General features: G+C 70.3%; 13 protein-coding genes and 1 pseudogene. 2 read left to right on the forward strand and 12 right to left on the reverse strand.

Annotated elements, in window-relative coordinates; all coding sequences use genetic code 11:
- Positions 1-19 precede the first annotated feature (19 nt).
- The 12 genes from G6038_RS14375 to G6038_RS14430 form a co-directional block, all read right to left on the reverse strand.
- Entirely contained in the window at positions 20-559 is a 540-nt protein-coding gene (locus G6038_RS14375) for a hypothetical protein (protein WP_165038530.1), read from the reverse strand.
- Positions 559-1,770, reverse strand: a complete 1,212-nt coding sequence (locus tag G6038_RS14380; RefSeq protein WP_165038531.1) for an MlaD family protein — start codon at positions 1,768-1,770, stop codon at positions 559-561. Before G6038_RS14380 ends, G6038_RS14375 begins: the two co-directional genes overlap by 1 nt.
- Complete coding sequence (locus tag G6038_RS14385) at positions 1,767-2,819, reverse strand: MCE family protein (protein ID WP_165038532.1); 1,053 nt, start codon at positions 2,817-2,819, stop codon at positions 1,767-1,769. The genes G6038_RS14380 and G6038_RS14385 overlap by 4 nt, the downstream gene beginning before the upstream one ends.
- Positions 2,816-3,940, reverse strand: a complete 1,125-nt coding sequence (locus G6038_RS14390; RefSeq protein WP_165038533.1) for an MCE family protein — start codon at positions 3,938-3,940, stop codon at positions 2,816-2,818. The genes G6038_RS14385 and G6038_RS14390 overlap by 4 nt, the downstream gene beginning before the upstream one ends.
- A complete protein-coding gene (locus G6038_RS14395) occupies positions 3,937-4,974 on the reverse strand; it encodes an MCE family protein (RefSeq protein ID WP_165038534.1) in 1,038 nt (345 codons plus the stop codon). Before G6038_RS14395 ends, G6038_RS14390 begins: the two co-directional genes overlap by 4 nt.
- A complete protein-coding gene (locus G6038_RS14400; RefSeq protein ID WP_165038535.1) occupies positions 4,971-5,993 on the reverse strand; it encodes an MlaD family protein in 1,023 nt (340 codons plus the stop codon). The genes G6038_RS14395 and G6038_RS14400 overlap by 4 nt, the downstream gene beginning before the upstream one ends.
- Positions 5,990-7,273: an MCE family protein gene (locus G6038_RS14405; RefSeq protein WP_346772819.1), complete on the reverse strand. Its 1,284-nt coding sequence runs from the start codon at positions 7,271-7,273 to the stop codon at positions 5,990-5,992. Before G6038_RS14405 ends, G6038_RS14400 begins: the two co-directional genes overlap by 4 nt.
- Positions 7,270-8,112 carry an ABC transporter permease gene (locus G6038_RS14410; RefSeq protein WP_240918489.1) on the reverse strand — a complete coding sequence of 281 codons (843 nt, stop codon included), beginning with the start codon at positions 8,110-8,112 and terminating at the stop codon, positions 7,270-7,272. Before G6038_RS14410 ends, G6038_RS14405 begins: the two co-directional genes overlap by 4 nt.
- Before the next feature lie 17 nt (positions 8,113-8,129).
- Positions 8,130-8,939: an ABC transporter permease gene (locus G6038_RS14415; protein WP_165038537.1), complete on the reverse strand. Its 810-nt coding sequence runs from the start codon at positions 8,937-8,939 to the stop codon at positions 8,130-8,132.
- Between the two features lie 71 nt (positions 8,940-9,010).
- The gene (fadD5, locus tag G6038_RS14420) at positions 9,011-10,594 is read right to left on the reverse strand and encodes a fatty-acid--CoA ligase FadD5 (RefSeq protein ID WP_165038538.1); all 1,584 of its coding nucleotides are present in this window, start codon (positions 10,592-10,594) and stop codon (positions 9,011-9,013) included.
- Between the two features lie 277 nt (positions 10,595-10,871).
- On the reverse strand, positions 10,872-11,651 hold the full coding sequence (locus G6038_RS14425) for an enoyl-CoA hydratase (protein ID WP_165038539.1): 780 nt from the start codon (positions 11,649-11,651) through the stop codon (positions 10,872-10,874).
- Positions 11,648-12,631 carry a nitronate monooxygenase family protein gene (locus G6038_RS14430; RefSeq protein WP_165038540.1) on the reverse strand — a complete coding sequence of 328 codons (984 nt, stop codon included), beginning with the start codon at positions 12,629-12,631 and terminating at the stop codon, positions 11,648-11,650. Before G6038_RS14430 ends, G6038_RS14425 begins: the two co-directional genes overlap by 4 nt.
- Positions 12,632-12,880: 249 nt before the next feature.
- Here G6038_RS14430 and G6038_RS14435 point away from each other — a divergent pair, with 249 nt between their 5' ends.
- On the forward strand, positions 12,881-14,161 hold the full coding sequence (locus G6038_RS14435) for a TetR/AcrR family transcriptional regulator (protein ID WP_165038541.1): 1,281 nt from the start codon (positions 12,881-12,883) through the stop codon (positions 14,159-14,161).
- Positions 14,162-14,181: 20 nt separating this feature from the next.
- Positions 14,182-14,698, forward strand: a pseudogene (locus G6038_RS14440) (alcohol dehydrogenase catalytic domain-containing protein); the annotation flags it as partial.
- Positions 14,699-14,828: the final 130 nt, after the last annotated feature.

Here is a 14,828-nt window from a genome sequence, read left to right on the forward strand (position 1 = left end):
GTCACCGCCTCGCGGATCGTCATTTCGCGTCCGCTCCCTGCAGCAGCCACCGGTCGTCCACCCGATCGAGGGTGATCAGGAACCGTGTCGCGTCGACCCGTCCGTCCGGCACCGCGACGTTCTTCACGTCCTGGTCGAGGAACACGAGCACCGTCGCGCGACCCGGGTCGAGTGTCTCGACCGCGGCGTGCGACACGGACGCAACGGACACGCCCTGCCCGTTCTCGACGAGCCCGCGCAGGTCTCCCGCCACCGAGCGGTACTTCTCGGCGAACTCTCCCGTGGAGACGTCGGTGACCGCGGCGAGCGCATCGTCGAAATGCTGGTAATCGTAGGTGCCGAGGGCGATCGCGTACTCCCGCGCCCGGTCCTGCGCGTCGGCGCGCAGGCCCTCGACCTGCTCGGCCTGCCACCACCGGAATCCGCAGAAGCCGGCGGCCGCGGTGAGCAGCACGATCAGTGCAGGCGTCAGCCATCGCCGCACCCGGGAGCGCGGGGCCGGCGGATCCGACGGCACGGTCGCGGAGGCGTGGTCGACGGTGTGGTCCGTGGTCGGCATCAGTTTCCCAGTCCTTCCAACAGCTTCTGCCAGTACTGCAGCACCTCGACTCCGGTCGGGACGAGCAGCGGGTCCTGCGCCATGTCCGGCCCGGCCACCTTTCCCGGGGTGGTCTGGTGTTGCAGCCCGAGGTCGTCGGGCCGTGGCGCGACGCGGGCGCCGCGCTGGGCGAGGTCTTCGCCCGGTGGACAGTAGAGCGACAGGTTCGGCGTGCGGGGGCTTTCGTCGCCGACCATGCGGCGCTGTGTGCCGTAGTAGCAGACCGGACCCTGCGTGGCGACGAGCGAGAAGTCGCCCCGGTCGCCCTTGACCACCGAGGTCAGATCGCCGAGCGCCGCAGGGATGGAGTCGAGGCCGGCCGCCAGCGCCGGGGTCCGCGGGGCGAGCACGTCGCCCACGGTCACCAGGTTCGTCAGCAGCAGCCCGTAGTCGTCGCGGGTCTGGGCGAACAGCTCTTCCGTCTTCGCCAGCGCGTCCGGCGACCGGTCCAGCAGGTACACGAGCGCGTCCCGGCTGCCCACGAGCTGGTCGGAGACGTCCCGGACGGCGCGCATCGCGCCCGGGAAGGTGCCGGCGTCCTCGGCGAGGGTGCTCACCAGATCGACACCCTGGTCGAGGAGCGCCGCCAGGGTCGGCGCCCGTTCGGATGCCATCGTGGAGAGGGCGTCGGCGTTCTCGATCATCGACTGCAGGTCCGCGCCGGTCCCGGCGAGGGCGGTGCCCCACGTCTCGCCGAGCGTGGCGACGGACTGCGGATCGATGCTCTCGACCAGTGCGCTCATCCGGACGAGCATCTGATCCAGGCGCAGTCCCTGCTCGTCCGCCGGGACCTCGACGGTGTCGCCGTCCGTCAGGTAGGGGCCGTCGGCGGTCTGCGGTTCGATGTCGAGGGTGAGGATCCCGATCGCGGTCGCGGTGGCGATCCGTCCGGTGCTGCCCACCGGGATGCGGGTGTCCGGATCCAGCACGAGCACCGCCGTCGAGCCGCGACCGCCGTCGTCGATCGTCACCGATTCGATCTCCCCTACCGCGACCCCGCGGTAGGTCACCGTCGTTCCGGGGCCGATACCGCGTGCGTCGACCAGGTGCGCTCGCACCTCGATGCCGCCACCGAAGCTCTGCGGGCCCAGGACGTAACGGACACCGAAGGCGGTGGCCAGCAGGCCTACCACAACGAACAGCGAAACCTGCACCAGCACCGGACGTTTCATCGCGCACCTCCCCGAAGCAGGTCCCGCAGCCCCGAGGGGACGGTGACCGGCGGCGACTCGCCGAGCATCGGAACGCCGCCGGTGAGCAGCATGTCGATCGCTCCCGGCACGTCCAGAGCCCCGTCGAACAACAGGTAGTCGCCGTGCACGGACCGGGCGAAGCCGTCCATGAAGGCGTTCATGTTGGTCAGCGCCGACCCCACGGTGCTGTTGAAGTCCTTTATCCCGGACAGTATTTCGTCCAGGTCGTCGACCGCTCCGCCGATCCGGCCCGAGTCCGCCAGCACCGTGTCCAGCGAGGTGAGGACGGACGAGGTGCTCGAGACCAGCGACCGGAGGTCCTGCTCCTGAGCGGCGAGCAGGTCCACGACCTCCGCGCTGCTCGCCAGTCCGTCGTCGATCAGCTGTTGCTGCTGCGCCAACCGCGCGGTCACCGCGTCGGTGGCCCGCAGCGCGCGCGAGATGTCGTCGCCGTTCTCGGCGGCCAGCGCCATCGTCCGGTCCGTCCGCTCGAGCAGTTCCCGAACGGTCTGTCCCCGGCCGCCGAAGGCGGCGTTCAGTTCGGTGGTGATCGTGCGGAGCTGATCCAGACCGCTGCCGTTGATCACCTGTCCGAGCATCGCGAACGTGGCCTCGAGTTCCGGCCCCATCTCCGTCCGGTCGACGACGTCGCCGTCGGCGAGCAACTCCGGCGACGGTTGCTCCGGCAGATCGATCTGGACGAACGGGTTGCCCAGCGCGGACGGGAGGCGCAGGGAAGCACCGACATTCGACGGAAGCGCGGCCCATTCGCTCATGCTCAGCTCGAGGAAGGCCCGGCGCCCGTCCGTCGAGATCCCGTGCACCCGGCCGACCACAGCCTGCCCCGCCCGCACCTCGGTGCCGGGATCGATCCGATCGGCTCCGTCGAACACGGCGATCACGCGGTAGGTCTCGCCGGCGCCACTGCGTCCCGTCGGCAACTGATGCAGACCCAGTCCGCAGCCGGTCACCGAGACGGCCACCGCGGTCAGTGCCGCGACAAATCCGGTTCTTCCCCAGCGGCTCACCGGACACCTCCCTCGTTCAGCGCCCGGTCGAGCGACTCCGGCACGAGGTCCTGGAACGGATCGGACAGGTCGAAGGGAACGGTGATCGGGTTGGTGAAGCCGGCGCCCGTGCACAGGGGGAGGCGCTCGCGCTCGCAGAGTTCTTTCGCGCGGGGAAACTGGCCGAGCTGGGTGGAGATGTTCAGTCGGATACGGGCGGTGGTGTCGGCGCCGATCGTGTTGTCGATGTTCTGCATCGCCAGCGGCAGCACGTCCATGAACTCGGCGAAGTCGACCTCGTGCTGCGCGAACTGCCCGGTGAGGACCTGGGCGTTCGAGACGACGGCGGCGATGTCCTCGCCGCGGGAGCCGAGCAGGACATCGAGCCGATCGAGGATGGTCGTCAGCTGACCGATCGGCCCGGCGACGTCGAGGTTCTGTCGTTGCATCTCGGTGCCGAGTTCGGACAGCCCCGCGGCGAGCTCGGACAGGGAGCCCTGCCGGGCGTCGACGGCGGCGACCGCGACGCCGAGGTCGTCGACGAGGACACCGATGTCCTCGGACCGGGCACCGAGCACCGAGCCGGCCGACCCGAGCGCGCGAAACGCCCGGTTGATCTCCGGCCCGAGACCTGCGGTGGCGCCGGCGGCGAGGTCGAGGGTGGATCCGAGCGACCCGGATTCCGGTCCCAGCGCCGCGGCGATCGTGTCGACGCTCTCGAGCAGTTCGTCCCAGTTGATCGGCGCGTGACTGCGTTCGGGCGGAATGACATCGTCGCCCTCGAACCGCGGGCCGGTGGTGTACACCGGGCTCAGTTCCACGAACCGGTCGCTGATGATCGACGGGTTCATCACGAACGCCGACACGTCGGCCGGCAGCGTGATGTCGTCGGGGATCCGCATCGTCACCTCGACCACCGTTCCGGCCGGTTCCACGGCTTCGACGGTGCCGACGGGCAGTCCGAGCACCGCGACCTTGCTTCCCGGGTAGATGCCTCCGACGGAAGCGAACTCGGCGGTCACGGTGCGGGTGCGGTCGGTCCCGACGAACACGTACCAGGCAGCGGCGGCACACAGCGCCGCAACGACGACGATCCCGATGCCGCGCAGCCGGGTCTTCCGCGTGGTTCCGACGGTGGTCACCGGCAACCCTCCATCACTCCGAGGGCGCACAGCAGGTTGTCCGGGATCGGGCCGGCCGGGGCGTGGACGTCGACCCAGTTGCCGTTGCCCGAGGCGTCGGCCGCGGCGCGCAGGGCCGGCGGAAGCCGGGTCATCAGCACGTCGATCTGCTCGGCGTTGCGGTTCAGCGTGTCGGTCACCGACCGCATGTTCCCCAGCAAAGCGTCCATTTCGCCGGAGTTGTCGGTCAGGAACGTCGCGGCGTGCTCGGTGAGCAGCCGCAGATCCTCGACGAGTTGCACGAGGGATTCCTTACGGGCTTCGAGGATCGACACCACGGTCGTGGCGTTGTGCACGAGCAGCTCGACGTCCCGGCTCTGGCCCGCCACGATCGACGTGAGCGACTTCGACGCCTGCAGCAGGGAATGAATGCGGGAATCGTTGCGGGACAGCATCTCCGCCGCGGCGGTGGCTCCGGCGAGCGCTTCGGCGATCCGTCCCGGGTCGGACGGCACCGTGTCGGCCAGGGTGTGCATCATCGCCTCGAGGGTGGGCACGTCGAGTTCCCGGGCCACGTGCTGCGCCTCGGACGCGAGGTCGTCGAGGCTGTACGGAACGGAGGTTCGCGCCAGGGGAATACGCCCGTGGGGCAGTTCTCCGGCACCGGCGGGCGTCACCGCCAGGTAGATCTTCCCGAGGATGGTCCTGAGCCGCACCTCGGCGGTCGTCCGGTCGCCGAGCGGCTGGCCGCGGTCGACCCGGAACGTCACGATCACCCGGTCCGCCGCGAGCTCGAGGCTCTCCACCCGTCCGGCGGGCACACCCGCCACATACACCGGATCGTTGGGTTGCAGACCGGCCGCGTTGGCGAATTCCGCGGTGTAGCCGTTCGTCCGGAGCAGGTACGTGGCCCGGGGTGCGGCCAGGGCGACGGTCATCACCAGGGCAACGAGGACGATGCCCACGGCTCCGACGACGAGCGGGTTGCCGGCGCGGCCGCGGCGGCCGGCGAACACGGCCCGCAGCGCGCCGCGAATGTGCTGCGCGCGCCTCATCGGCACACCTCCGAGTACGTCGAACCGAAGATGTTGGTTTCGAAATCGCCTGCCTTGATGGTGAAGTTGCACATGTAGAGGTTCAGCCAGCCGCCGTAGTCGCTGACGCGGTTGAGACTGTCGGCCAGTTCCGGGAGCCGGCGCACCGCCTGCTCGAAGTTCTCCGTCTGCGGGATCCAGGCGTCGGTCATCACCCGCAGATCGGTGACGGTCCGGTCGAGGGGCGCCATCGCGCCGGCCATGAGCACCGCGGTCGAACGCACCGCGGTGCTGCCACGGTCGACGAGCGTGGCGAGTTGCTCACCGTCCCCGGCGAGCGCGTCACCGACGACGGCCAACCCGGAGAGCAACCGCCTGATGTCCTCGCTGCGCCGGTCGGCCACGGCGACCAGCGTCTCGAGATTACCGACGAGACTGTCGAATACCTGCTCGTGGTCGGCGATGTCGCTGCTGACCGCGGCGATGTGCAGCAGCAGGGAGTCGAGGGTGCCGCCCTGCCCCTGGAACGCCTCGATCACCGAGGTGGCGAGCGAGTTGATCTGCCCCGGATCGATCGACTCGAACAGCGGCTCGAAGCCGTTGACGAGCGCGGTGAGGTCCAGGGCAGGTGAGGTCTGCTCGATCGGGATCGTCGCGCCCTGCGGCAGTACCGTGCCGGTGCTGCGGTCCGGCAGTGTCAGCGCGACGTACCGGACGCCGATCATGTCGCCGTAGTTGATGTCGGCGGTGACGTCGGTGGTGAGTTCGAATTCCGAGTCGATCTCGAAATCCACCACGGCCCGCGAGGTCCCGTTGTCGCGGGGCGCGAACGTCACGTCCGAGACGCGCCCGACGCGCACGCCGGCGAGAGTGACGTCGCTGCCGGGGCTCAGTCCCTCGACGTCGGTGAACTCGGCGGCGTAGTCGCGGGTGGGGCCGGTGACGGTCCTGTCGAGGGTGTTGCCGACGACGACCGCGGCGAGGACCCCCACCGTGCAGAACGCCGCGAGGCGCAGCGCCGGCCCGAGCAGCGTGTTCACGAGACCGCCACCTCCGTGCCGCGGACCAGAGGTGCCAGCAGAACCGACGCCGCGGTGGACGGGTCCACCGCCCTCGCCTTCGGGTCGGACGGATCCACACCGCCCGCGATCTGCTCCAGGTAGCCGAGGGTGTCGCGCTCGGTGGCGGCCGAGAGGACCGGGTCCCCGCAGTTCGCGCCGTCCAGCCCGGGATAACGCGGGCAGTCCGCCGCGGTGTACGGCATCGGATCGGAGAAGTCCACGACCGCGGTGATGTTGAACCTGCCGGTGGCGAAGACCCGCGCGCCGGCGTCTCCGAAGGTGGTGAGGTAGCGCAGGGTGTCGTCGAGGCCGGTGGTGTCCGCGGCGAACGTACCGAGCACCGGGCTGCCGTTGCGGACGACCGAGATGATCCGGTCGGTGTTCTCCGACATCAGCGCGGAACCCTCGGCGGCCAGGCCGGCGCCGCCGCGCAGCAGCCTCGCGATGCCGTCCCGGCGCTCGAGAACGACCTCGGAGAGCGCGGCCGCGTTCTGCATCGTGCCGATCATGTCGTCCGTCGCTGCGGCCATGGCCTCGGTCACCGCCGCCAGCTGCGGCGACGCCGCCAGGCCTGCGTCGATCCGGGGACCGAGCTGCTCCGTGAGCGCGGCGGTGCGGTCGAGGGTCCGGCCGAGGGTCTCGCCGCGGCCGGCGAGCGCCTGGCTCATCGCGTCGAGCGCGACCGCGAGCCGGTCCGGGCGCAATTCCTGCAGCAGCTCCGTGGTGGTGTAGTAGAGGCCGGCCAGCTGCACGGCCTCGGCCGAGGTGTCCGCGGTGACCTGCGCACCGTCGCGCAGGCGCGGCCCGGCGGCGGGGTCGTCGGGCGGCACCAGTTCGAGGAAGACGTCACCGAACAGGGTGCGCGGCACGATCCGCACCCGCACTGCTGCCGGGATGTTGCGGATCGCGTCCTGGTCGAGTTGCATCGTGATCCGCGAGCCGGTGATGCCCGCGTCCAGGTGGGCGAGCCGGCCGACGTGCACGCCCTGGTACTGCACGCCCGCGGCACCGAAGATCACCCCGGCACCGGCCGGGACCACGGCGGTGATCACCGGATCCCTCGACAGCCCACCGGATCCGGAGACGACGAGCAGTCCGCCGGTGACGGTGAGCACCGCGACGGCGAGCACGCCGACGACGGCCAGGGTGCCGGTGCGCAGACCGAGCCGGCGGCTGCGGCGGGGCGCCGCGGACCGCGTCCGGCCGATCGACGGGATGCTCGTGCCGGACGGAGTCGTCCGGTCGCGTTGGGTCTTCACGCCAGCCCCACCCCCGGCACGGTGGGCACGAGACCCCACAACGCGAACGTCAGGACCACGTCGGTGATGCCGATGGCCAGGATGCTGGTGCGCAGTGCACGCCCGGCCGCCCGGCCGACACCCTCCGGACCGCCCGTGGCGTGGTAGCCGTACGAGCAGTGCACGATGCCCACGATCACCGCGAACACGACGGCCTTGGCCAGCGAGTACCACAGGTCGGCCGGGGAGAGCGCGAGGTGGAAGTAGTAGTCGTAGGTGCCGGCCGAGTTGCCCTGGAAGGTGACGACCACGAGGCGCGTCGCGATGAACGCGGACAGCAGGCCCACCATGTAGATCGGGACCACGCACACGGCCGTGGCGATGAGCCGGGTGCTGGCCAGGAAGGGCACCGACTTCACGGCCATGGCGTCGAGGGCGTCGATCTCGTCGGAGATCCGCATGGCGCCGAGCTGCGCGGTGAAGCCGGTACCCACCTTCGCGGCCAGGGCGATGGACGCGACCACCGGCGCCAGTTCGCGGGTGTTGGCCAGAGCGGAGAGCATGCCCGACAGCGAGGTCATCCCGATCAGTTCGAGACCCCGCTGGGTTTCGACTCCGACCATCATCGCGGCGACGGCGGACATCGCGAACACGATGCCGATGGTGCCGCCCCCGGCGAGCAGGGAGGCGTAGCCGAAGCTGACCTCCCCCACGTGGTACATCACGTGCTTGAAGTAGCGGCGCAGCGCCGTGGGGACACCGGCGATCGCCTCGACCGCGAACACCACGTGCCGGCCCACCGTCGCGAACGCGTCGACGACCCCGGTCAGCGACCGATGGACGGCCCGGGCCTGCGTCATCGCCGAACGGGAGAGCATCAGTACGTCCCCACGGCCGGCACCATCACGGTGTACATCTGGGACAGAACGGTGTTGACGACGAATACCATGACGAACGCCAGCACGACCGCCTCGTTGACGGCGTCGGCCACGCCGCTGGGCCCGCCCTTGGCGTGCAGGCCCTTGAACGCGGCGATCAGGGCGGAGGTGATCCCGAAGAACGCCGACTTGACCATCGCCGTCGCGAAATCCGACAACCGGCCGTATTCGCCCAGGGTGCGGAGGAATCCGCCGCCGGAGGCATCGTTGAGATAGATCTCGTACAGATAGCAGGCGCCCACTCCTACGAGCGTGACGAGCGCGCAGAGCATCACCGACACCAGGACCGCGGCGAGCAGCCGCGGCACGACGAGGCGCTCGATGACGTTCAGCCCCATCACCTCCATCGCCTCGATCTCCTCGCGGATGGTGCGTGCGCCGAGGTCGGCGCAGATCGCGGAGCCGCCCACGCCGGCCAGCATGAGGGCGCACACGAGTGCGGCGGCCTGGCCGACCACGACGAAGGCGACGATCGCGCCGGAGTACGCGCCGGCTCCGAGCCGGCCCGCCAGGGATCCGACGGAGACCGCGATGAGCACCCCGACGGGCAGCATCAGCAGCAGCGCCGGGCCGCTGCACACCTTGGCGATGAACAGCGACTGCGTGATCGTCTCGCGGAGCGAGAGGCGACGGCCGACGACGACGCGCACGGTCGTGGCGAGGGTCTCCACCGAGAACCCCACCAGCGCACCCACCTGGATCGCCAGGTCGTGCACCGGCCCCCTCGCCTTGGGCAGCTCGAACGTCACTCCCACACCCCCGTACGCGTCATCGCGGCGTCCCCCGTCCCCCGATGGAACCTTTTCGGCCCCTCTGGCGTTCAGCCCTGCACGACCGCCGACAGGCCGCCGCGCAGCTGGTGCTTGACGACCTTGCCGCTGGCGTTGCGCGGCAGGGCCTCGACGATCACGACCTCCTTCGGATGCTTGTAGCGCGCGAGCCGCGCGTCGAAGAACGGCTGCAACTCGTCGAGCGTGAGATCGTCGTGGCCGGGCCGCAACGCGATCACCGCGACCGGCACCTCGCCCCACTTTGCGTCCGGACGCCCGATCACCGCTGCCTCGAGGATCTTCGGATGCGAGAACAGCACGTTCTCGACCTCGGCGCAGTAGATGTTCTCGCCACCGGAGATGATCATGTCCTTCTTGCGGTCGACGACGTAGACGAATCCCTCCTCGTCGACGCGCACGAGGTCGCCGGAGTGGAACCAGCCGCCGTGGAACGCATCCGCCGTCGCAGCCGGGTTGTTCCAGTACTCGCTCATCATGGTGGGCCCGCGGTAGACGATCTCGCCGACCTGACCGGGCGCCACGTCGTTCATCTCGTCGTCGACGACTCGCGCCTGGATCGTCGGGATGACGCGGCCGACGGAACCGAGCTTGCGCAGCGCGTCCCCGCCGTCCAGCACGCAGGTGATGGGCGACATCTCGGTCTGGCCGAACACCGCGACGTTCGACGCGTCGGGGAACGTCTCGGCCATGGCGCGCAGGATCGTGTCGGACGACGGCGCCGCGCCCCAGGAGATGTTGCTCAGGGCCAGCTTCCGCGGATTCGCCTGCTGTGCGGCGCACACCGCCTGCCATTGCACCGGCACGAGGAACAGGTTGGTGACCTGTTCGGCCTCGAGGACGTCGAGCAGCTCGTTCGGGTCGAACGCCCCGACCGGATGGATCACGGTGGTGACGCCCAGCATCAGATTGGGCGCCATCGCGCCGAGCGCGGCGATGTGGAACATCGGGGAGGCGCAGAACCCGACGCCGGACTCGTCGAACAGGTGGAACGCGCGGATGCACGTGAGCGCCTGCGCGGACATGTTGCTGTGGGAGAGCACCGCACCCTTGGGCCGACCCGTGGTGCCGGAGGTGTACATGATCAGGGCCGGCGTGTCGTCCGGCACGTCGACGGGCGGGTGGGGGTCGCCGGCCTCGGCGATCAGATCCTCGTAGGCGAGGCCCTCGCCCTCGGGGATGCCGCCGACGGTGACGGACAGTTCCAGCCCTTCGCTCTCCGCACGGGCCGCGACGGCCAGCGGAGCGAGCGGCGCTTCCACGACGATCGCCTTGGATCCGCTGTCCCGCAGCAGGAATGCCACCTCGGGTGCGGTGAGGCGGAAGTTGACCGGGACAGCGATCGCGCCGAGGGCGGTGGCGGCGAGCACGGTCTCGAGATACTCGGGACGATTCAGCATGAGGACGACGACCCGGTCGCCGAAGCCGACGCCGCGCCGCGCGAGGGCGTCGGCGAGCCGCTCGACCCGCTCGTGCAACTCCGCCCACGTGATCGACCGGCCCTGGAACCGCAGCGCAGTGCGGTGCGGGATCATCCGGGCGTGCCGCGCGACGTGGTTGTTCCAGTTGTTGCGGCGCAGGCGCCGGGTCTCGGCGAGGGCGGACACGGTGACCATGAGGGTTCCTCTCGGGACATGACGGGGGGGTGCCGACGGGACGCGATCCCGGTTCTCGATGTGAGGCACATTACAGGCATCGGCCGCATTCGGCCAGCATTTTGTTAATGGAAATTCTCATGCAAATCGGCCGGTCGACGCGGGACGCGCACATGCATCACGGACCGATCGATGACATCGAATATCACTGCTGCCCAACCACATAACAGAGATAATCGGCGCAGACCCGTTCATCGACCGGGCGGGGTACCCCGGCCGGGAAGTGTACGAGGTGTCGTCAGGAGAATCGCGGCGGGCGCTTCTCGAGCATGGCCATGGCCGCCTCGGCGAAGTCCGCCGAGGCGAGCAGTTCCGTCTGGCCGCTCTTCTCCCGCGCCAGCGCGTCGTCGAGCCGGCCGAGCGTCGCGGCGGCGAGGGCCCGCTTGGTCAGCGCGAAGGCGCGCCGCGGCCTGTTCGCCGCCCGGGCCGCCACGGCCTCGACGTGCGCGGCGAACTCCGCATCGGGCAGAGTGCGCGCGACGAGGCCGAACCGGTCGGCGTCCGCGGCCGAGACCCGATCGCCGAGCAACGCCATCTCCGCGGCCCGCGCACGTCCGACCGCGGCAGGAACGAGCAGGCTCGCGCCACCGTCGGGCATCAGCCCCATGTTCACGAACGACAGCAGAAAGTAGGCGCTCTCCGTGGCGTAGGTGAGGTCCGCCGCGACAGCCATCGACACACCCACCCCCGCGGCCGGGCCGTTGACGGCGGCGATCACCGGCACCGGAACCGTCACGATGGATCGGATCACCGCGTTCGCCGCATCCATGACCTCGGACGGATCGGCCGGGTTCGTCGCCGCCGCAGCGATATCGGCTCCGGTGCAGAACGCGGTCCCCTCACCGGTGAGGACGACGGTGCGAACCCGGGGATCGGCGCCGGCCTCGTCCAGCGCGGCGCCGAGCGCCCGCATGGTCGGCAGGTCCACGGCGTTCATCCGCTTCGGCCGGTCGATGGTCAGGCGCAGGATGCCGTCGGCGAATTCCGACCGCAGCCCCGCGACGGTCGGCGTACTCATGCCCGGACCCCCTGTCCTACGAATCCGCGGAGCCGGTCTTCGATGATCGACTCCGCCTCGGTCACCATGCGGTCGACGAGTTCGGCCACGGTCGGGATGTCGTCGATCAGGCCCTGGCTCTGCCCCGCCGTCCAGATGCCCGCCTCGAGGTCGCCGTCCTCGAACACCTTCCGGCCACGCGCGCCGGCGACGAGGTGCGCGACGTCGCCGAATTCGGCTCCGCGGGATTCGATCTCGACGACCTCCGCGCTGATCGAGTTCGCCGCCACGCGGGCGGTGTTGCGCAGGGTGCGGAAGATGAGCCGCGTGTCGCGTTCGGTGTTGGCGACGATCTGTTCCTTGACCGCGTGTGCGACGGGCGACTCGACGGTGCACATGAACCGGGTCCCCATGTTGACCCCGTCCGCCCCCAGGGCGAGCGCGGCGACGAGACCGCGCGCGTCGGCGATGCCGCCCGAGGCGATCACCGGGATCCGCAGTTGCCGGGTCGCCGCGGGGATCAGGACGAGGCCGGGCACGTCGTCCTCGCCGGGATGACCGGCGCACTCGAACCCGTCGATGCTGACGGCGTCGACGCCGACCCGTTCCGCCTTGAGCGCGTGCCGCACGCTCGTGCACTTGTGGACAACCTTGATGCCGGCGTCCTTCAGGTGGGGCAGGTGGTCGACCGGGTTGGAGCCGGCCGTCTCGACGATCTTGATGCCCGACTCGATGATGGCCTGCCGGTACTCGGCGTACGGCGGCGGGGTGATCGACGGCAGGATCGTCAGGTTGACGCCGAAGGGCTTGTCGGTGAGCTCGCGGGTCCGGGCGATCTCCTTCACGAGATCCTCGGGCGTCGGCTGGGTGAGCGCGGTCAGGAATCCCAGGGCGCCGGATTCGGCCACGGCGGCAACGAGCTCGGCGCGACCGACCCACATCATCCCGCCCTGGACGATGGGGTGCTCGACCCCGAATGCCTCGGTGAATCGGGTTCTCACTGGACCTCCTCGGATCCTGGACCGGCGCCGCGACGCGCAGGGGACGGACACTTCCCGGCGCAACGCCGGGTACCGCGATGACATCAAGAATTCTCGTTAACTTTCGCGGTGTGCGGTCTTGTTTGTCAAGGGCTCTCCGCAGGCTTTTCCGCGGAGGGTCCCGACCGAATTCGTCCGCGCGGATATGGTGCTGGACACTAACGTTTGCGATAGGCTTCCGGGATCACGCCCGGCATGGATGGAGGTACGGTGGCGGAGCAGACCCGGACCGGTTCGCGGGCGACGCGGACACGGTCGACCGCCCGCACGTCGACCGAGGCGGCACCGGCTCCGCGACGGCGGCCGAAGAACCGCAAGGCACAGATCGCTGCGGTGGCCGCGGAAGCGTTCAGCGAACGGGGCTACCACGGCGTCGGGATCGACGAGATCGCCGCCGCGGTCGGCATTTCCGGCCCCGCCCTCTATCGGCACTTCCCCAACAAGTACGCGCTGTTCCGGGACGCCGCGCTGAGCCTGGGCACGACACTCGGCACGGCCGTCGCCGAGGCGGACGAGGACGCGGTGGCGGATCCCGCCGAGCGGCTCGACCGGCTGCTGCTCGCCGCGATCCGCACCACCGTCGAGTGCCGCCGCACCGCCGGGCTCTACCGGTGGGAGAACCGCTACCTGACGGCCGAGGACCGGAGCGAGGTCCGCAGCGTGATCTGGGGCGTGAACCGCCGCATCGGCGCCGCCCTGGCCGCACTGCGCCCGGACGTGCCGGAGCCGGACAACGTGTTGATCAGCGCCGCCATGCTCAGCGTCGTCGGCAGCATCACCGCCCATCGGGCGCCGTTGTCCAACCGCCGGATCGAACGGTTGCTGCTGGACGCGTGCCGGTCGGTCGCCGCGGTCCGGCTCGAGGCGGCCGAGCCGTCGCGCACCGCGGCCGTCCGGACCCCCGGCCTCGCCGTCGCCAACAAGCGAGAGGTGCTGCTGCACGAGGCGATCCTGCTGTTCCACGCCCGCGGGTACCACGACGTGAGCATCGAGGAGATCGGCGCCGCGGCCGGCATCAACGCCTCCGGGGTCTACCGGCACTTCGCGAGCAAGTCGGACCTGCTCGCCGCGGCCTTCCACCGGGCCGCGGACCGGCTCTCCGTCGCTGTGAACACCGCGCTGGCCGGCTCCACGTCTCCGGCCGAGGCGCTGCGCGCCCTCACCGACGTGTACGTCCGGTTGTCCTTCGCCCAGAGCGAGCTGATGTCGGTGTACTTCACGGAGATCGGCAGCCTGCCCGCCGCGCACCGCACCGACCTGCGCAACATCCAGCGGCTCAACGTCGAGGAATGGGCCCGTCTGCTCGCCGATGTACGGCCGGACCTGTCCGCGGTCGAGTGCCGATTCCTGGTCCATGCCGCTCTGAACCTCGTGCTCGACATAGGCCGGCTGATGCACTTCGAACCCACCCCGTCCAACGAGGGCCGGGTGCAGCAACTGATGCTGGTCACCCTCCTCGGCAACAGCACCCCGCAGAAGGCCGGCGCGTGACGCACGCGGCCACCGCGGCGGTGCTGCGCGACTACGGGACGACGCCGCGGGCGGAGCCGATCGAATTGCCGCCGCTGCGACCCGACGAGGTCCTCGTCCGGATCGGTGGCGTCGGCATCTGCCACACCGATCTCACCGCCGCCGGCGGGGTCCCGATCCCGCTGCCGGCCGTCCTCGGGCACGAGGGTGCGGGCACCGTCGTCGAGATCGGCCCCGACGTCACCGATCTCGCCGTCGGCGACCGGGTGGTGCTCGGATTCGACTCGTGCCGCACGTGCCGCAACTGCGCGCGCGGCCGCCCGGCCTACTGCACCCGCTTCGCCCCGCTCAACTACGGCGGCCGTCGCGCCGACGGCTCGACCACCCTGCGCGACGCGGCGGGCGTTCCCCTGCACGGGAACTGGTTCGGCCAGTCGTCGTTCGCGTCCTTCGCGATCGCCACCGAACGCAACGCCGTACGCCTGCCCGGCGACGTCCCGCTCGCCCCGGCCGGACCGCTGGGGCTGCGGTCTGCAGACCGGCGCCGGAGCGGTGCTGCCGGGCCGAATGTCACTGTGAGTATGAAGTGGTCCGGTTGATACTGGACAGGTCTGGTGCGGTGGGGGTCTGACCCTGAATGTCACTGACGTCGCGAGACTGTCCTGGCGATGATGTGTCGACCCCCGCC

Origin of the sequence: Rhodococcus sp. 14C212, assembly GCF_011058195.1 — a bacterium.
In the GTDB taxonomy this organism is placed as follows: Bacteria; Actinomycetota; Actinomycetes; order Mycobacteriales; family Mycobacteriaceae; genus Rhodococcus; species Rhodococcus aetherivorans.